This is a genomic window from Treponema phagedenis (assembly GCF_008153345.1).
Lineage (GTDB): Bacteria > Spirochaetota > Spirochaetia > Treponematales > Treponemataceae > Treponema > Treponema phagedenis.
Window position 1 is genome coordinate 1,326,218 of the sequence record NZ_CP042818.1, and the last position, 20,031, is coordinate 1,346,248.

The following is a 20,031-nucleotide window of genomic DNA, read 5'->3' on the forward strand; positions in this document are numbered from 1 at the left end:
TGACAGAGAACAGTAAATCACTGTTCTCTGTCTGAAGTGTTTATAGTGTAAAATTCTTTTGATACGTCAATTAGCTTTTAATCTATTGAATACGAATCAGAAAAAATTTTTTATAAAAAAGAGCCCCGGTTTGGTTTTGACATCCTTGTCAAAAACTAAACCACGAGTTTAAAAACTCCTATTATAGAAGTGTGGTAGTTTTTAAACTCAATTCTATGTGGAACCACGGGCGTCCATGCCCGTTCTGAGTTTTGACGTCCATGTCAAAAACTAAACCGTCTGCTTGGAACCACCGCCACGCACTGATTTTTAGTATTCTTGATTAAATCAGTGCTGCGAGTTTAAAAGCTTCAATTTTATAATTTGCTGTTGATGCTTTTAAACATCGTTTTGCATTGTTCTGATTTTGCCATCCGTGGCAAAAACTAACCTGCGAGTTTTAAAGCCTCTATTTATAAAAGGAGCTTGACACGGCGCAACGGTGGGCAATTTACCATAGTGATGCTTAAATCCGGTAAGCTTTACAAATACTTTTGCTTTAAAACGTCGCTTCTGCTTGGAACCATACGACCTAATTTTGACGTCCTTGTCAAAATTAGGTCTTGCGAGTTTTAAAGCTTTGTGAATAGTTTTGCTTTAAAACATCGCTTCTGATTGGAACCACGGGCGTCCGTGCCTGTTCTGATTGTTGTTTTAGTGTTCTTGTTTACAGTGGCTGCGAGTTTTAAAGCTTCAATTTTACAGTTTTGTGTTGATGCTTTAAAACATCGTTCGGAATTTTGCAGGGGAGAGTAAACTTATCATAGGAATGCTAAATCCGCTAAGCCGGTATCGTTAATACTTCGATTCGCCTATAAAAGGAATTTAAAAAAAATTGCTGTTGTAAGGTTTCAAAAATTTCCTTTAGAAAGCATTTTATAACTTCATTTCTTTTGGAAATGCTTCCTTTCGTAAAAGCCCCCACATTTTATCGATGTAAGCGAATGTGTAAAAGTTTTCATAGTAATGATAATAGAACGCACCTTTTAAAGTCATAGAATAAATGCCGTTTTCTTCTTTAAAAAATCCCAACAGTTTTGCAATACCAAATTCAAGTCCGTACATTTTTTTTAATGATACACCGAAGAATTTTTTAAAATCGTTTGATGAAACTTTTGTACTGTATGCAGTCCAAAATAAATAATAAATCATTCTTTGACGTAGAGAAAATTTAAGCGTTAAGGAAGTTGGGATTTCTCCCGCATTAATTTTTTTACAATATTCTTCTACAGAAAAAGTATTGATTTTAAATTGATCTTTTAAAAGCGTTGTGGCGGAGCAGCCGAAACCAAGAAAATTATCCCGCGTCATGGAAGAATAGCATGCATGCTTTTCGCTTGCAAATGTCCAAATAGAAGTGCGTAGTAATTCTTTTCCTAAACAATAAACAGTGATTTCATCTAAGAGTTTTTGTTTTTCATTTTTGCGCATTGCCGGAACCTTAGTCTCGGTAAAAGAAAAATCAATAAACGGATATATTGCAACATGATTTGCTCCGTTTGCAAAGGCTGTATCAATATCATTTTTTAAATCGTCGTATGTTTGCAAGGGCAGCGCAAATATAAAATCCATAGACACAGTTTCAAAAGGCACCGCAGCTAAGGCTTGCGCCATTGCAACTGCATTAATAGCTTCGCGTCCTAACATCGACTGATATTTTGTTTGAAATGATTGAATGCCGATGCTGATTTTTGTTATTCCCGAATCCTTTAGTGTTTGCAAAGTAGAAATCGTTACATTTTCAGGATGTAATTCTATACCCATACCGTCGGTGATAATAAAATATTTTTCAAGTGCCTTAATAATATCTTTAATTCGATTCGCTGCGAGTGCCGGTGTACCGCCGCCGAAGTACAAACTCGTAACTTCTTTTTTTTCAGTGCTTTGTTTTCCAACATAGTGTATTTCCTGCAAAAGCGATTCAATATAGCTTTCGCATTTTTCTTCGTTATACACGGTTTTGCAATACGGACAAAAATTACAAATGTTTTTACAAAAGGGGATATGCACATACAAACCTAAATTCTCACAGTCCGTGTATAAAAGTTTTTCGCTTGTATTTTTAAACTGAAATGGTTTTATGGAACGGGTAAGCCACATTCGTGTTAAATTTGTAATTACGCTCATAATTTTCCTTTCTCATATATTTGGGCATCTCTAAAAACTCTGTTAGTTTTTAGAGGTTCCCATTTAAATATATTTTAAATACGTTCTCAGCATTTCAAAGATGATTTTAATATTTCCTTGAAAGATGAGTGTATATTCAGCAACAAAAAAATATCCGCAAGTTTTGCATAAACCGGGAATATGAATACAGCGGCCGCAAGTACTTAACTCGCCGTTTTCAATAACCACGCATTGATGACAGGGTGTCGGAAAAGTATTATTGATTAAATACGGAAATGCGCCTTTAAGATTAAACACAGGCGCACCCTTATTCATCATTTGCAAAATTTCATTACAGCAATTTGCTTTTTCTTCTTTTGACAATGCTAAGTCTTTTGTGTCGGGATATGGCGTATGAAAATTAAAAGACACAGCCCGAACATTTTTTATATTGCGCGCGGCAATGCAAACATCTTTGATTGTATTCTTATTGATTTTATTAATTGCCATATAAAAGCAAATATTATCCGCACTTGCATTTTTAATATTTTCCATAATCATATCGTAGGTGTCGCCGCGTATAGCATTGTGCCTCTCCTTATCTCCGTCAAGGCTGAGAAGAATAAGATTCGCTTCCGGCAAGTCAATTGGAAAAGTTCCGTTTGTTACAACATTAACAATTAAAAAGCCTATACGCTTTGCTTGAATTACAAGATCGCGCAAAGTCATCTCTCCGTCTCTCCACAAAAAAGTTTCACCGCCGCAAAAGAAAAGAATCCGAATCCCCATCGCATAAAGCTTTTCCATCTCGTTTTTAATTTGCGCGTACGGATGAATTACCGCAGTAATATTATTAACCGAACAATGTTTACATTGCAAATTGCATTTATCGGTTACGATGACAGTCCCGAGAATAGGATCTTTCTTTTTTAATAAAACAGTTTTTATACCGAATTTTAAAAAATATAAAAACGATGAAACCTTCATGTTTTAATCAACCTCGTGTTGTTGCAATTTATTTTACTTCCCAATATCCGGATTTATTAGATCCGACTCTTTTGATATAGCCGTTCTCCCAATCCCGATAATAACCATTAACTGATCAAGAGTAACATTTGGATTTTTTCCATCTCCTGCAAAATACTTTGCCGTGTTTTATTCAAAGGAACTTTATACCCCACGCGCATTATACTACATTAAAGCGATAAAATGCGAGTAATGCATTCTTAGAACAATCGTATCTGTAAAATACACACACACACACACACTAATCCAATCTGCATTACTTGAATTACCCTGTTGAGACGAAGATGAAATATTCATTGAAAACTTATAGGGGTGAAATTATCACAGATTAAAGACAAAGGCAGTCTCATGACTTGACTTTTTCCTTTCATCCCTGTATCTTGTACCGTCTTAACTTTGGTATAGATAGTATGCTAAACAAGTTTTTTAATAATAAGAGCTTGTTTAATATGAGTTTCGCTTAGTGTTTTACTGACTGGAAATCGCATATTATCGCGTTTTGTAAGAATTGTTTTGAACGATTTGCTTTACAAAACATAAGAAAAAGTTGAAATTTTATAACTCATCAAAAATTTTATAGGAGTATTTTGTTATGAAAAAACATTTTTTGCATTTTTTTGCCGTCTTAACGGTATTGCTTCTGGCTTTTTCGGTCAGCGGTTGTAAGAAAAACGAAAAAAAAACGGAATCAGATAATAAGACTTTGACAGCCGACAAACTTGATCCTGCGAAGCAGGAAGAGCTGCCTCCTCCGACAAAAAAAGAAATCGGGTATGCTTTCGGCGTATTAATGGGTGATACCCTTAAAAATCTTCAATTGGAAATTGATACAAACCAACTTATGAAGGGATTTAAGGCAGGAACCGCAACCGGCAATACCAAAGAGAAACTTGCGGATGCTCAAAAGGTTTTAGAGCGCGCCATGCAGGAAATGCACAAGAAGCTTGCAAAAGAAAACGAGGAAGCTGAGAAAAAGTTTTTGGAAGAAAATGCAAAAAAAACTGATATTCACACTACCGAATCCGGATTACAGTATCAGATAATAAAAGAAGGAACGGGGAAAAAACCTGTTGCTACGGATATGGTAAAAGTACATTATACCGGGAAACTTCTTAACGGCGATGTTTTTGACTCTTCATATGATAGAGGACAGCCGATTGAAATTCCTTTAAGCGCGGTTGTTAAAGGTTGGACCGAAGGGCTTGCATTAATGCCTGTAGGTTCAATTTACAAGCTTTTTATTCCTGCAAAGCTCGGATACGGTGAGCAGGGGGTTCCTCAGTTAATCCCGCCCAATTCTCTCATTATTTTTGAAGTAGAATTGCTTGAAATCCTTCCCAAACAGGATGAGGCAAAGCCAGATAATAAATAAGGTATTCGGATTAAAAAAGCCGTCTTTTATGACATATAAAAGACGGCTTTTTTTATTTCTCATTCTCCGATAATTTTTACCAATACACGCTTTTTCCGGCAGCCGTCAAACTCTCCGTAAAAGATTTGCTCCCAAGGGCCAAAATGCAGAGCGCCGTTCGTGATAGCGACAACAACTTCTCTGCCCATAATCTGCCTTTTCATATGCGCATCCGCATTGTCTTCTCCGACATTATGATGATAAGATGATACCGGCTCATGCGGTGCAAGTTTTTCAAGCCATGTTTCAAAGTCTTGATGTAAGCCATTTTCATCATCATTAATAAATATGCTTGAAGTTATATGCATAGCATTTACCAAACATAGTCCCTCTTTAACGCCCGATTTTTTAACAAGCGATTCAACTTCGGGAGTAATATTAATAAACTGATGTTTCTTTTTTGTATTAAACCAAAGCTCTTGTGTTAGTGTTTTCATAGTAATTCCTCCTTAGGTACGATTTATGTATAGTAGTTCTTTCAGTGATAGATACAAAAACTATTCACTCATCCAATCGTATCCAACTCCGTTTACTTCAATATAGTCGCGTATTTGACTTGCAAGTTGGCTTTTCTCCGACTCTGTTTTGCATACCGCTTCTTTCAATGAGGGCAGTGCCAAGTTTGCGCTTGCAACTCGATACCGGGCGGAAGATGCTCTTGCATCGACGGTTTGCGCAGCTAAAGAAGCGGGAGCAAGAGATGCATTTTTTGCAAAATCGGTTTGCGTTTCATTTGCTGCAAAAAATGCTAAAAGTTTTTCTGTTTGCGGTAAAGACTGTTGCATTTCTGCGATGACAAATAATTCAGTCGGATAATTTCGTTTAATGAGTTCAAATGATAAAGGCACTGAGCTTGTTTCAAAATCAGCTAAGGTATTTGAATCTAATTCTTCAAGATTCGCAAGATCCATACAAACCGTTGCCGTATGTTTTGTTTGCATAAAGATAGAAATATCCATGTCTTGCAAACGGAACCACTCGGGATGCAGATAGCCTTTTTTTCGCCAATTAACGAGGGTTTTCAAAGCACGCTGTAAAGGCGGCGGGCAATAGGCATGTAAATCAAAAGGAGCGGTAAACTCTGTTGTAAATTCCTTAAGCGTATCTCCTTGTGCCGCCATAACGGAATCTATCATATAAAAAAGATTGGTATCGTTTGTTCCGGCGACAATCAGCGGATAATCCACTTTGGCTTTCAGTTCACCGAGCATATTTTCCCACGCCTGTACATTTTCCGGATGCTTTGTTGTAAGCTGATTAAACATCGGCTGATAACATAAAAGCGCGAGAGGGTTTAACGCAAGCGGTAAAAAAAGAGGTTCGGTTTCATTTTCTTGCGGAAAATATATATTCTGAAAAGTTGAAGGGAAAGCATTAAACAATTCTTTATCTAAAGATTTTAGCTGCGTATATGAATCAGCCAAAGCTTTTGAATTTTGTGTAATTATGATGCTGATTTTTTTATTCTTTGTAAGCTGTTCTTGCAGTTCCCTCGATTTATCAAGTTGTACGTATTTTACTGTAAGACGGTCATCTTGAAAACATGCTTGCACCGAAGCTTGTACTGCGGACTGTACCTTTTCGGGCACATTGTAATAAGCGATAACAAAAGGTTTATCAGTGATTTTTTTGATAACCATAAAAAAGGTAATAACTGTTATTGCTAATAAAATTGAGGTAATAACTATAATCTTTTTCCTGTTCATACAAACAAGTATATCACGTTCTTTTTTTTTAATCCAGCAGGAAAAAAAATAACGAGTACTGAAACGTATGAAACAAATCCAAAACATTCGGATGTCCCCTTTGCACTGTCCTGTTTTAAACTCGTAGGTATTGTTTTTGCCACGGACGTCAAAATCAGAATGGGCATGGACGCCCGTGGTTCCACGCAGTAAAGCAGAGTAGTATAGCGTTTTGTAATTAACTTCCTGTTATAAAAATCGGAGTATCAACAATAAGGGACTGCGGATTTAAGCATCACTATGGTAAATTGCTCACCGTTGGCGAAGCGGAGACAAATTATTAACGCTTCGCCCGTGCGCCGTGTCGAGCTCTTTTTTATAAAACTTTTTATGATTTACAAGTACAGCTGCACCAATTTTAAAATATACAATTCAATATAATTGCGTAATGCGGCTTTGTTTTTTATGGAGCGCAAGCTTGGAGTATCCGCTAATGTTTGCGCAAGATTTCGTATTCGTTCTGCATTAAAAGTTGAATTGGTTAAGGTTTTTTGTATTCCCCGAATATAATCTCGGATAAAGGCATTTACATCCTGTGTAATTGTGTTTCTTGTTTCTTCATTGATGTTATGATTCCATAAATCCAATTGTTTTATCAAGGCCTCATCAATGGAAAGCCCTGCAGGAATAAATTCCGGCCCTAATGAAACGGCAATATCTTTTATGGTTGCCTTTACTTCAGTAGTTTTTTCTTCGGGTTTTTGAGTTTGTGGTGTTTTTTTCGGTTTTCGTATCCGTTTAAAAAATGCGACAATTGCGGAAAAAAAGGGGAGTGTGTACCAGAAAGGCAAAAGGATTCTGGTATCGGTAAGAAGTTTTGCACGTTTAAGCGCAAAAAGATCCTGGTATAAAGCAAGTTTTCCTTCGGGGAAAATTCTGTTTAGTTCTACACTTTGCGTGTCTACAAGCTTTGGCTCAATAACAAGCGGTGGGATAAAAGAAGAATTTAAAAGTGCATATAGATGTGGCACCTGTTCTTTGCAAATCTCTTTCAAAAAGATTTCAAATGCTTCATCACTTTTCATTGACTCTGTTTGGATAAATTTAAGCATTTGATCATACCAGTATTGCATACATTGCTCTTTTATTATTTTTCTGTTTTCAGTTGTTAATGAAATAATTAACGGAATTACTTTTTCTAATAATACATAATAACGATCTTTATCAAAGGTTTGAAAACTGAGAAGATGAGGGAGTGATCCTGAAGTTATTTCAGTTGTTTGATTTTCCATATACGTTTTTAAATCATCCTCAGAGTATTGTCCTAAAAGTGGTACCCCTCTGGTGTCTTTAAAATTTGTTATCATATTCATGTTAAAATAATAAGGTTGCTTTTGAAGATTTAACTCAAGATTTTTGAGTGCTGTCTCTCGCTGCAAATTTTGTTGAGCCTTATTCCGATAATAATTATTTAAATATTCGGTGATAAAAACTCCCTGAATAAGCGCAACCTCATCCGGCAATTTTTCAGTTTTTTTTGCAAACTCCTGACGAATAAAAGAGCAGAGGTAACTCCACAATAAATAAATATCGCCGGATTGTTTTAATGTATCGACAATAGCGGCAGGGCGTGCTCGCATCTTTGATAAAAAGCTTCGTACTGATATTTCTTTGCCGGGATTTGCCATTAAAAGTTTCTTTTGTATAAAATCATGAGATTCGTCCTCATGCAAAAACATGCGTATTTTATCAACCGCAAATAAAAGCATGTTTTCCGCTGTAAAATTCGCAGGAAAGATTAACGATGGGGTGTCATCTGAAAAACCAAGCTCATATAAAAAAAAGCTTCCTGTAGGATTTTCCGAAAGTTCAGCAAACTCTTTTTCCAGTGATATTTTTTTTAAAAATCGAGTAGAAAAGTTTCTTGGCGTATCGCGTGTCAAAGGAAAGGGAATTTCCGGTTTTTCCTGAATCTCTTTATACCGCCTGGTAACCTTATTGATAAAATAGTGAGGGATAAAAATAACTTGTTTTTTTGCTTTATCTTCGGTAATTTCTATTTTTCCTTCGGTTTGTAAAGCCTTTAATTCTTCAAGAAGTGTATCTTCGGTTATCTCTAAATATACAATGAGTTCAGGCTTTTCCTGTAAAAATCTGCGTGAATACTTATGTAAATAACCGCAAAATTCAGAAAGACTGACATAAGAACTGTCCGCTCTTAACGCAAAGGATTTTAATAGATTTAAGAGTTCGCTACCGTTTTCCATAGTGTCAGTATAGATGAAAATATCTTTTCTTTCAAGGAGAAAAACATTTTCATCTATATCTTTTTATCTCTTTTGAGCTTGAAAAGAGCTTTTTGTTGTACAAAAGCTTTAATTTTCGCTACAAGTTTTACAGCGCTTCATATCCCGCATCGGTGATTGCCTTTTTCAGGGAATCAATGCCGATACTTTCGGGGTATTGCACTGTTGCTTCTTTTTTTTCAAGGTTTACCGTTGCCGTAACTCCTTCTAAGGCATTTAAGGCTTTTTCAACTCTTGCGCTGCAATGACCGCAGCTCATTCCTTCAATTTTGATAGTTGTAGATTCCATTTTTTCCTCCATGGATTTGTGTTCCGGCTTTTGTGTATTGTCTGCCGGTTTGTCAAACATAGTGTTATTAACATGAGCGCTTAAACGTTTCGGCTTAAACGCGTTCAACCTGATTGCATTTGCCACCACCGATACCGAGCTGAAACTCATTGCGGCTGCGGCAAACATCGGACTGAGTGTGAGCCCGAATATCGGATATAAGGCCCCTGCCGCCAGCGGAATGCCGAGCGTGTTATAAAAAAGCGCCCAAAAAAGATTTTCTTTTATATTGCGCAGCACCGCTTTGCTGAGCTTAATCGCATTGACCGCCCCGAAAAGGCTTTCCTGTATTAAGACAATATCCGCGCTTTCAATTGCGATTTCGGTACCGGATCCGATTGCGATGCCGATATCGGCGGCGGTAATGGCCGGCGCATCATTGATTCCGTCTCCAACCATCGCCGTAATTTTTCCGCCTGCCTTAATCTCATCAATTGCGGTTTTCTTATCTTGCGGCAAAAGTTCGGCAACATAGGAATCCACGCCCGATGTTTTTTTGATTGCCTGTGCGGTTTGTGCATTATCACCTGTCAGCATGACGGTTCGTATGCCCATTTGCCGTAACTCCGCAATCGCTTCGGCGCTGTCCGCTTTTATTGGATCCGAAACCGCAAGCACGCCGATAAGCGTTTTGTCAAGCGCAATATAAAGAGGCGTGCCGCCTTTCATGCCGATGGCCTCAATCTCCGTCTGAAATGAGTCATGGGCAATTTGCCGGTCGGCGAGCAATTTTAGATTCCCCGCAAAAACTTTTTTTTCGTGAAAGGGGAGGGAAGGCGCATCAATTACGCCTGAAATTCCCTTCCCGTGCTCCGCAAGAAAATTCGTAATTCGGAAAGCTTGTAAGTTTTCCGCCTCCGCAGCTTTAATAATTGCCGTTGCCAGCGGATGCTCGGAAAGCAACTCCAAACTATAGGCAAGCTGCAAAACATCTTTTTTAGAATAAGAGTCTTGCATGCACAGTATTTCGGTGAGCTGCGGGTTTCCCTGCGTGATGGTGCCGGTTTTATCAAGCACCACAACCTCGGTTTTTTGCGCAGCTTCAAAAGCTTCCGCCGATTTAATTAAAATACCTAATCGCGCTCCTCTGCCGACTCCGGCCATAATAGCTGTCGGCGTTGCAAGTCCCAATGCGCAGGGGCAGGAAATAACCAACACGGAAATTGAGCGGGCGAGGGCAAACTCAAAACCTGCACCGGCTGCCATCCATACAATAAAAGAGAGAACGGAAATGCCGATTACGGCGGGAACAAAGTAATTACTTATCTTATCCGCCAATTGGGAAACTTGCGCCTTTGACGAAGAGGCTTCTTCCACCAATGCAATAATCTGCGCCAAAGCGGTATCGTTTCCAACCCGCTCCGCCCTGAACCGTATCGTACCGGAGATATTTGCCGAAGCACTTATCACCGTATCGCCCACTGTTTTTTCAACCGGAATGCTTTCTCCGGTAATTGCAGACTCATCGATGGAAGTGTCGCCTTCTATTATGATGCCGTCAACGGGAATAGTGCTTCCCGGCTTAATCAAAATAATATCGCCCTTTACAATTTCTTCCACCGGTATTTCGTGCTCGGTTTCTTCTCTGATAACCGTTGCCGTTTTAGGACTAAGCTGTATCAGTTTGGTTATGGCGGCGGAGGTTTTGCCCTTTGCTTTTGTTTCGAGCATTTTTCCGAGCGTAATGAGCGTTAAAATCATCGCTGCCGATTCAAAATACACATCCATCATATAGCGATGTACCAGTTCAGGATCATTATGCCCGAGTCCATAGGCAATGCGATACAGTGCAAACACGCCGTATACAAGTGCCGCCGCCGAGCCTATTGCAATAAGAGAATCCATTGTCGGCGCTTTTCTGACAAGCGCTTTAAACCCCGAAACAAAAAACTGCCGGTTAATAACGATAATCGGAATTGTAAAAAGAAATTGTGTAAACACATTGATGAGTGCGTTTTCGGCGCCTTTTAAAAATGCGGGAGTCGGCAGTCCGATCATCGATCCCATGCTTACGTACATTAACGGCAGCAAAAAACACAAGGATGCTATAAACCGATGCTGCATTTCTTGTATTTCTTTTTGCACGATATCGACCGCTGTTTTTTCCGGTTGATTTTTTTCTTTATGACTGACGGAAGCTGAGTATCCTGCTTGCTCCACCGCAGCAATAATTTCTTTTTCTGAAACCGCATTTTGGTCAAACTCAACCTTCATGCTGTTTGTTAAAAGATTTACGCTTACGGATTGCACGCCGGCTTGTTCTTCCACCGCTTTTTGCACATGCGCGGAACAGGCGGAACAGGTCATGCCTCCGACTAAAAATTTTTCTTGTATCATCATCACCTCTTGTATATGAAATTATGTAAGTGCCGGTTAAAATATACTAATGAAAGGACATGCACGGCAAGGGAATTATCGGTCAGACATGCAGCAGAAAAAACAAAGCCTTTGACGGACTGAACGTTTTTATATTCATAGACGGTATAATAACGAGGTATCAACAGGCAGCTTGCCGGATTTAGCATTCCTATGGTAAAACTCAGAACGGGCACGGACGCCCGTGGTTCCAAGCAGATGGGTCAGTTTTTGACGATGGTAAATTGCCCACCCTTGCGAAATTCCAAACGATGTTTTAAAGCATCAACACAAAACTGTAAAATTGAAGCTTTAAAACTCGTAGGCGAAGTTACAGTGACTTTTCAAAACTTCGCCCTATGGTAAATTACTCGCCCTTGCGAAATTCCAAACGATGTTTTAAAGCATCAACACAAAACTGTAAAATTGAAGCTTTAAAACTCGTAGGCGAAGTTACAGTGACTTTTCAAAACTTCGCCCTATGGTAAATTACTCGCCCTTGCGAAATTCCAAACGATGTTTTAAAGCATCAACACAAAACTGTAAAATTGAAGCTTTAAAACTCGTAGGCGAAGTTATAGTAAATTTTCAAAACTTCGCCCTTGCGCCGTGTCGAGCTCTTTTTTATAAAATTTTTATGTTCTGGGTCTCAGAATCAGAACGGGCACGGACGCCCGTGGTTCCAAACAGAAACGATGTTTTAAAGCAAGACAATTTGCAAAGCTTTAAAACTCGTTGTTTAGTTTTTGACACGGACGTCAAAAATCAGAACGGGCACGGACGCCCGTGGTTCCAAGCAGAAACGATGTTTTAAAGCAAGACAATTTGCAAAGCTTTAAAACTCGTTGTTTAGTTTTTGACACGGATGTCAAAAACTAAACCGGGGCTCTTTTTTATAAAGCATCGAACACACAAGCGGATCTGCGGAATAAGTCAAAATAACTTGCACCGGCAGCAATCAATATCAAAGGAATTAAAAAGGCGACAACCTCTTGTTCACTTCCGTTTTTTCTTTCTCTTGATATACATAATGCTTTCATGATACACCTTTGCACAAGGATTTAAAATTAATAGGTTTTTTAAAACCTTAAAAACTCATTGAGACGGAGAAAAACATGCAAAAAAACATTTTACTGATTGGAAGTATGAATATGGATTTGGTTGTGCAGTGTAATACGGTTCCTGTGCGTGGAGAAACCCTTTTAGGGCAGCAATTCCATACCACGCCGGGCGGGAAGGGAGCTAATCAGGCATACGCGCTTGCCTGCCAAGGAAGCGAAGTGTATTTTTGCGGAGCCATCGGGAAGGATGAGTTCGGCACGCGCCTTGTAAAAAATCTGCAATCGGTTGGCGTACACTGCGAGCAGATAAAAACGCTTGACGGCATTTCATCGGGGATTGCGATTATTCTGCTGGAAACCTCGTGCGGGGATAATCGCATTATTGTGATTGCCGGCGCAAACGAAAAGGTAACGGCGGATGATGCAAAAGCGGCTCTTAGCTCCCGCAAGTATGATGCGCTGGTGCTGCAACTGGAAACGCCGATGCCGACAGTGGAAGCTGCCGTTATTGAAGCGCAGAAAAAAAACATTCCGGTATTTCTCAATCTTGCGCCCGCACAGGCGATCAAACCGGAGCTGCTTCCGCTGATTGATTTTTTAATTGTAAACGAAACCGAGCTTTCTCTGCTTGCAGGCAAAACGGTAACGGACTTGCAAAGCGGCGCCGAGTCGGCAGCCCTCTTGCGTAAAAAGGAAGCGAAAACCGTTATCCTCACACTGGGCGCAAAGGGCGCCGCCGCATTTACCGCCGATGCGGAAATTTTTGTGCCCGCATTCAAAGTGGAGCCGGTTGATACCACCGCTGCAGGCGATTCTTTTATCGGTGCCTTTGTCACCGCATGGCTTGAAACAAACGATATGAAAACAGCCCTCACGCGGGGAAATGCTTGCGGAGCGCTCGCCACTTTAACGGTGGGAGCACAGGCATCGATTCCGCAGCGGAAGGCTGTCGATGATTTTATTGCGGCAAACGTTTCCGCAAAGTCTTAAGCAATAATAGCTTCTAAAGCGGTTTCCATCATTTGTTTAAAAGTGAGTTGCCGTTCTTCTGCGCTGGTAGCTTCTCCGGTAACAACACTGTCCGATATGGTTAAAATACTGAGTGCCTCGCGGTTATATTTTGCGGCAAGCGTGTACAATTCAGCCGTTTCCATTTCTACCGCCAATACGCCGTATTCAGCCCAAAGCTTCCACGTCTCCTTTTCGTCATAAAAAACATCGGATGACGCAACGCCGCCGACAAAAGTTTCCGCCCCGATTTTTTGCGCCGCCTCATAGGCATGTTTCAAAAGATTCCAGTTTGCGGACGGGGCATAATGCCGCCCCTCAAAGCGATGCGTATTCATCCCCGAATCGGTGGAAGCAGCCATTGCAAGCACTAAAGCCCGCAGCGGAATATCCTTCCGCAACGAACCCGCCGTGCCAATCCTGATTGCTTTTTGCACATCATAATCTTTGAATAACTCGGTAACGTAAATAGAATGCGAAGGGAGCCCCATTCCCGTTCCCTGCACGGAAACCTTCACGCCCTTATACGTGCCGGTAAATCCGAGCATGCCGCGCACCTCATTATAACAAACCGCATTTTCAAAAAAATTCTCCGCCACAAACTTTGCCCGCAGCGGGTCGCCCGGCAGCAAAATCCGATCCGCAATTTCGCCTTTTTTTGCACCTATGTGAATACTCATATCACACTCCTTCATAATTACATTGCATTTTGATTGTATAATACTGTATTTTTACTTTAAATGAAAAATCGAAATTTCGCAAGTAGAAGAATTTTCTCTCCGCGGACTATGCACGAAGAATAACAATCATACGTTCATGGGCGTTAAAGTTTGAAGCTTTTTCTTATCCGACTTATTTTTACTTGTCGGAGTTAAATACTTATAAAACGCCAACTATTGCAGACTGATGTTTAAAACCGAAAATTCTCATTTTTAGATTTCGGTTTTAAACTCGTCAATTTTGCAGTTTTTTGTGCGGACAAAACTTAATTTCTGCAGAGTAAAAATTGTGTGTTGATGGGTTTGCAGTTGTTTTCTTATGCTTTTTTTGGGCGGCGGCCTTTTTTGCTAAAGCCTTGAACGCGCGGGGAGGCGCCGACCGTGTAAGGGCTGGTTATTCCGCGTGAAAGATACTGATAGCCGAGACCCGCAATCATTGCAGCGTTATCGGTACAAAATTTTAAGGGCGGAAAAATGCAGGTGAGGTCTTTTTGCTCGGCGAGTTTTTGCCGCAGTAATGAGTTTGCCGCAACGCCGCCGCCTGCAACAATCGTGGTTAAGCCGGTATCCCGTGCTGCTTGTAATAGAGGGCGCAAAAGGATTTTTACCGCTCGATCCTGAAACGCCGCCGCAATATTTTCAGGCGTTTTTTCATACTCCGGATTCCAAAAAAGCTCTGTTTGATTGATAACCGCTGTTTTTAATCCCGAATATGAAACATCATAGGTGTGTCCCTCGTTGTGAATAATCGGCATCGGAAAATTTGCCGCATGCGGGTCGCCGTTTTTGGCAAGCTTATCGATAATGACGCCGCCCGGATAGCCGAACTGATAAAATTTTGCAACCTTATCAAAGGCTTCGCCCGGTGCATCATCAATGGTGGTGCCGAGCACTTCGATGTCGTCAAAATTATGTACTTTGCAAATAATAGAATGCCCGCCCGAAACTAGCAATCCTAAATACGGATACTGAATGTCTTCGGTTAAATGGGCTGCATATAAATGCCCGAGCATGTGGTTGACGGCGATAAAAGGTTTTTGCAAAGACCATGCAAGCGTTTTTGCAAAGGTGAGTCCTACCAATAATGAACCCATTAGGCCCGGGCAGGCGGTTGCGGCTATTCCGTCAACATCCTGTATGGTAAGGTTTGCATCTTTTAGCGCTTCTTTTACTACCGGCAAAATCCATTCAATATGTTTGCGGCTTGCAATTTCGGGTACCACTCCCTGATATATTTCATGGAACGGTATTTGCGTGGCAACTTTGTTGCTCAAAATTGTTTTGCCGTCTTCAACTATTGAAGCCGCCGTTTCGTCGCAAGAACTTTCTATTCCCAATACTTTCATATGCGTTTCCTCTTTCTCACTCTTCTTTTTATAGCCTGTATAACCGCTCTGCAATTAGGTTTGTTGTCATACTAATCGAAGCTGTAACAGGTGCTCGCGGATTTAAGCACTCCTGTGGTAAATTGCCCACCGTTGCGCCGTGTCGGATTCTTTTTATACAATTTTTTTGATTTGTATACGGCACATTAAAACCCGATCGAGCGAAATGCTATACTCGTAGTTATTCGTCAATTTTGTTTGCGGCAAATTGCGCAATGGTTGATAATGAGTATCCTTCTTCAACCAGCGTGGGATACATTTCGGTTAATAATTCCGCAAGTTCAACCGTGAATACGTGTCCGATCATAATTGAACAGCCGCGCTGCTCCGCAATTTTTAATCCTTTTTTGATTTCGTTTTCCATTGCTTTTCGATTTTTATCGTTATCAATAAAAACAGATCGTTCCCAAATTACCATATTGCGCTCCTTCGCTATTCGCGGTACAACCGTATGTACATTTGTCCGCGAGTCCAAAAAGTATATATGTTTTTCCGCAACCGTATCAAGTACCGCCTGCATTGCATTTTCATCCGCGGTGATGAGCGAACCTTCGTGATTGTTCATGCCTGCTATCGGCCAAAGCTCTTCGATATTTTTATTAAGTGTTTCCCGTATTTGCGCGGCGGTCATCCCGGGCTTGATTGCTCCCTGTCCGGGGTTGACGTTCGGGTTTATTGCCTGCATGGGCTGATGCAAAATACATTCTTTCCCCGCTGCGCGAATTCTGCGTGCAGCTTCAGCCGAGTGTGCAAGCCGCGGCAAAACCGCAATGGTGCAGGGAAAGGGGAGCCGTAAAAAATATTGTAGCTGCGCAAGATTGTGTCCCGCATCATCAAATACAAAAATAAGCGTTCCCTTGTGCGGCTTCGGAACCGGCGGTTTTTCAGGCCGTGCCGCAACGGCAACAGGCTCTTTTTTTGCCGGCTGCACGGGTTTCGGCTTTTCCAATTTTTTCTCTTGTACCGGTTTTTGCTGTTCCTGTTTTTTCACTTGTGCGGGTTGTACCGGTTTTTTTTCGTTTTGAGCCGCTGTCCGCTCTTTTATCACCTTTACGGCAGGTTCTGAGTTTTTAATTTTCTTTTCTTTCGCATGAGGAGCGGGTTTTACTTCACTCTGCGCAGTTTTTTGTTTTTGTGCGTGAGCGATTGTCTCCGTTTTTTGTGCGGGAGGTTTATTTTTTTCCAAGCAGGGTGTTTTTTCAGGCTTGACCTTCGGGGCGAAAGAGCTTTCCGCTTCTTCTTGCGCCGCTATTTTCTGCGAGGTTTTTGTTTCCGCCGATTGGTTTGTATTTTGAGCCGTTGGTTCAGCCCTTTGCGGGGCGGATGCATTCTTTTTTTGTCCCCGAGGCAGCAAAAAGAAGTTAACGGTTAATAGTAAAATGCATACGGCACCTATGACTGCCGCAATAATCCCGTATGTTCGTTTTTCCGCCGGCGTTAACGGCTTTGTTTTTTTTGCAGGCTTTTTCTTTGCCTTTGTTGATTTCTTTTTAGGTTTCTTTAAAAGCACTGCCTCAGAATATACCGAAACGGCTCTAAGGTCAAGCAAGAATTTTCTCGGAATCTACAAAGATGAGAAAATCTCATTTGCTGAAATTTTCTTATAATTGAAACCGTCTAATCTCATTTGTTAGAGTGTTTATGCTTTTTTTATTTGCTTCGGAAACCGCTTCAACATCTTTTGCCGCATCGTTAATACTGTTTACTTGGCGCGTTATTTCTTCCATACTGGAAGTTAAATTTTTTGCAATATCATCAAGCTGCCGCATTTCATTAACGATATGATCGCTACCGTTCAGCATTTTTAAAGAACTGTCCTTTACTCCTTTGGTAATACTATTCATTTCTTCTGTTACTTTTAGTATTTCCGCACTATGTTTGCTCTGTTCGTGTATTTCCTGCATAATAAGATTTTCCCGGTTTGAAACCTGTTCGGTTAAATTAAAAACCGAGCCGAAAACCTGTTCCGCCATTTTTCCCGAATCTTTTAAAGCGTTAATAATCTCGGAGGTTTCTTTTAGGATCTTTGCTATTTCCATTCCGTGAATAGTTGTTTCATTTGCTAGCTTTCTAATTTCTCCGGCAACAACCGCAAAACCTTTTCCTGAATCGCCGGCATGAGCAGCTTCAATAGACGCATTCATCGCAAGCAAATTGGTTTGCGAGGCAATATTTTGGATAATGCTGCTCGCTTGTAAAAGCCCTTCCGATTTTTCGACAATTTGTAAGACAATGGTGTTTACGCTGGCGGCAGCTTGTTTTCCATTTATTGCGACTTCATACAAAGATTGAATTACCTGTCTACTTTCCTCAAAATGTTTGCCGGTCATATCCATTTTTGCAATCATTTCGGAGAGAAAAGCAAATGTTCTTTGTAAACTTTCCGCTTGAGTTGTAATATCGGTATCAAGATTTTTAATTCGTTGAATAATTGATTCAAGTTCCGTTTTAGTTTCTCCTACGGTTACCCCATGCGTTTGCAATTTTTCTTCAAAATTTTTAATGCCGATATTAATGTGATGAATGGACTGACCGGTAACTTCCATTTGTTCGTATAAAACATCGCCATGCTCTGACAACGCGTCAAGACCCGCATTCACATCTTTCAACACACCGCTATTGATAGTTGCCCGTTCTCGCAGAAAACGTTCGTTCTCTTGTATTCCCCGAATATTTGTTTGTTGTCTAAGGTCATGAGTTAATGTGAGCGTTGTAAATACAAATATAAAATTGGAAAGAGCCATAGGTAATAGAAGCACACTGTATCCTATGGCAAATGCTTCTTGGGAGGGCTTTGCCCCTAAGTAGGAAGCAAAACCAAAAGATGGATTACTTCCCAGAACACTGCTATCAGCGAAAGAATGGAAATGATGATAAACGTAAATTCCGCATTTTTCTTTTTAAAAAAATAGATAAAAATTGCCGGCGCTATAGGTGCGGCGATCGCTGCGACACAGCAGGGAAGTGCGCTCCAGTCGCCCAAAGAATATCGAAAAAGACCGCCGCTTATGCTGATCGCAAATCCGGGAATAATGCCGAATAACACGGTTCCGACAAGTGTGATACCTGTTCTGATATTTACCAGCGCCCCGTTTGCTTCGAAACTGAATTTAGAAACCAGCATATTTGCAATACTGAAAACTATTATTACACCGATACGGGCAGCCCATTCAGGTGCTGATTGACAGGAAGTCATAACAGTATCTTTTATAGGTTTAATTTTAAATAAGAGATACACAGTTAAAAACATAAACGAAACATAAATAAGCGTATTATAGAAAACGGCAATTACAAGCATATGAGCCCTCCGGTTAAAATTATTTATAAAATAATTCCTTTAAAAATGTCGATTTTTAAAGGAAACTTTCTTACGCCTTTGCGATGTTTTTCTGTAAGCACTGGCTATTTAAAATTTTAGCTAACCGTTTGCCGAATATTTTTACTTTTAGGTAACGCGCACTATTGTAATCGCTAACAATAATATCCTACAGTTATTATAGCGTAGATTTTATAAAATATCAAAGAAAAATAATTTATTTTATAAAAAATGATTGTTTATAAATTGATATAAGATGATAAAAAGTCAATAGAAGAAAAAACATCTAAAATTTTAAAACTTTAAAGTTTTTATGTTTTCTTTGGTACTGTATTGAGTTGTAAAATATGTTCTTGTCTTTTCGTTTTAAATCGGACGTAAAAATAAGGCGAATTCTTTCGTGTAAATAACGTAAAAGGATAGCCCGTATTCAACACCTCAAGACACAAAATGATCTTTTAAGTGACCGGTATTAGAACAGCAGAGCCGTAAGGTGAAGTACTTATTGTATAAGTTATTGATATACAGTTATTTATAATAATCGGGCAACCCGGATTTGAACCGGGGACCCCAAGTCCCCCAGACTTGTACGCTAACCAACTGCGCTATTGCCCGCTACAAAACTGCACATACAATGCAGTTTTGACATGATAATACTGTTTTATACACTTTCTGTCAAGAAGGGAGATTTCAACATTCACGACAAGAGCATGAATGTGGTTATTCTCATTCTGATGCATAGTAAATGACAAAAATCACATAAAATATAAAGAGAATGGTTTGCTTTGATCCTCATAAATTGAGATAAATTTTAACGGAAATTATACCGCAGGCAATTGAAGTCCTACAAAATTACCATTATGAGGCTTTCCCTTTGTTTATAAATCACTTTTAAAAAAAGCAAAAAAGCCTTCTGCATTTTGCAAAAGGCTTTTGGAGATGGGGGGAATTGAACCCCCGTCCTGAAAAGGGAATCAGGAGCGTCTACAGGTTTATCGGTGCGAGGTAATTGTCGGGAACCGGTGTCAGCACCGCAAGCGTCGATTCCGTATCACGGCTAAAGTCCCTTTTATCGTTCGTGCCCGACAAAAGGCTGAGCTCCTATTCGCGTCGGAACACCGCACCGCTCGGAGCAACGCAATGCGGGTTCCGCGATTATGCAGCTAAGGCGTAATCGAAACTGTCGTTATTTTCGGCAGTTATAAGTTTTACCGAATCAGGAGGTCGGTACTCCACCTGCAACTCAAGTTTCATCTTCCCAGTCGAAACCGGAACACCCCCGTGTT

The 20,031-nt window shown here is 40.2% G+C and carries 13 protein-coding genes, 1 tRNA gene and 1 other RNA gene; 2 read left to right on the forward strand and 13 right to left on the reverse strand.

The window, feature by feature from the left end; translation table 11 throughout:
* Positions 1–915: 915 nt before the first annotated feature.
* Positions 916–2,166, reverse strand: a complete 1,251-nt coding sequence (locus tag FUT79_RS05870) for a radical SAM protein (RefSeq protein WP_024753381.1) — start codon at positions 2,164–2,166, stop codon at positions 916–918.
* Between the two features lie 63 nt (positions 2,167–2,229).
* Entirely contained in the window at positions 2,230–3,132 is a 903-nt protein-coding gene (locus FUT79_RS05875) for a radical SAM protein (RefSeq protein WP_002697846.1), read from the reverse strand.
* Between the two features lie 631 nt (positions 3,133–3,763).
* On the opposite strand from FUT79_RS05875, the gene bamJ reads away from it, so the two are divergent.
* Positions 3,764–4,543 carry a BamJ family beta-barrel-assembly machinery protein gene (gene bamJ, locus FUT79_RS05880; RefSeq protein ID WP_148878811.1) on the forward strand — a complete coding sequence of 260 codons (780 nt, stop codon included), beginning with the start codon at positions 3,764–3,766 and terminating at the stop codon, positions 4,541–4,543.
* 59 nt (positions 4,544–4,602) lie between these two features.
* Here bamJ and FUT79_RS05885 read toward each other — a convergent pair whose 3' ends face one another.
* From FUT79_RS05885 to FUT79_RS05900, 4 genes are all read right to left on the reverse strand, one after another.
* Entirely contained in the window at positions 4,603–5,019 is a 417-nt protein-coding gene (locus tag FUT79_RS05885; RefSeq protein ID WP_024753383.1) for a secondary thiamine-phosphate synthase enzyme YjbQ, read from the reverse strand.
* 60 nt (positions 5,020–5,079) lie between these two features.
* Positions 5,080–6,288, reverse strand: coding sequence for a hypothetical protein (locus tag FUT79_RS05890; protein ID WP_148889397.1), 1,209 nt, complete (start codon positions 6,286–6,288; stop codon positions 5,080–5,082).
* A gap of 374 nt (positions 6,289–6,662) precedes the next feature.
* Positions 6,663–8,534, reverse strand: a complete 1,872-nt coding sequence (locus FUT79_RS05895; RefSeq protein ID WP_002697839.1) for a hypothetical protein — start codon at positions 8,532–8,534, stop codon at positions 6,663–6,665.
* Positions 8,535–8,661: 127 nt separating this feature from the next.
* Positions 8,662–11,241 carry a heavy metal translocating P-type ATPase gene (locus tag FUT79_RS05900; RefSeq protein ID WP_082048175.1) on the reverse strand — a complete coding sequence of 860 codons (2,580 nt, stop codon included), beginning with the start codon at positions 11,239–11,241 and terminating at the stop codon, positions 8,662–8,664.
* A gap of 1,130 nt (positions 11,242–12,371) precedes the next feature.
* On the opposite strand from FUT79_RS05900, the gene rbsK reads away from it, so the two are divergent.
* A complete protein-coding gene (gene rbsK / locus FUT79_RS05915) occupies positions 12,372–13,307 on the forward strand; it encodes a ribokinase (protein ID WP_002695817.1) in 936 nt (311 codons plus the stop codon).
* Here the strand turns inward: rbsK and deoD are convergent.
* From deoD to ssrA, 7 genes are all read right to left on the reverse strand, one after another.
* Entirely contained in the window at positions 13,304–14,005 is a 702-nt protein-coding gene (gene deoD, locus FUT79_RS05920; RefSeq protein ID WP_024753387.1) for a purine-nucleoside phosphorylase, read from the reverse strand. The genes rbsK and deoD overlap by 4 nt on opposite strands.
* Positions 14,006–14,361: 356 nt before the next feature.
* Positions 14,362–15,390, reverse strand: coding sequence for a tRNA (adenosine(37)-N6)-threonylcarbamoyltransferase complex transferase subunit TsaD (gene tsaD, locus FUT79_RS05925; RefSeq protein ID WP_024753388.1), 1,029 nt, complete (start codon positions 15,388–15,390; stop codon positions 14,362–14,364).
* Between the two features lie 220 nt (positions 15,391–15,610).
* Positions 15,611–16,939: a divergent polysaccharide deacetylase family protein gene (locus FUT79_RS05930; RefSeq protein ID WP_044634354.1), complete on the reverse strand. Its 1,329-nt coding sequence runs from the start codon at positions 16,937–16,939 to the stop codon at positions 15,611–15,613.
* A 91-nt stretch (positions 16,940–17,030) separates the two neighbouring features.
* The gene (locus tag FUT79_RS05935; protein WP_148878815.1) at positions 17,031–18,188 is read right to left on the reverse strand and encodes a methyl-accepting chemotaxis protein; all 1,158 of its coding nucleotides are present in this window, start codon (positions 18,186–18,188) and stop codon (positions 17,031–17,033) included.
* Between the two features lie 41 nt (positions 18,189–18,229).
* Positions 18,230–18,727, reverse strand: a complete 498-nt coding sequence (locus FUT79_RS05940; protein ID WP_024753391.1) for a LytS/YhcK type 5TM receptor domain-containing protein — start codon at positions 18,725–18,727, stop codon at positions 18,230–18,232.
* A 559-nt stretch (positions 18,728–19,286) separates the two neighbouring features.
* Positions 19,287–19,360 (reverse strand) — tRNA-Pro (locus FUT79_RS05945).
* A gap of 316 nt (positions 19,361–19,676) precedes the next feature.
* Positions 19,677–20,026: a transfer-messenger RNA gene (gene ssrA / locus FUT79_RS05950) on the reverse strand.
* Positions 20,027–20,031: the final 5 nt, after the last annotated feature.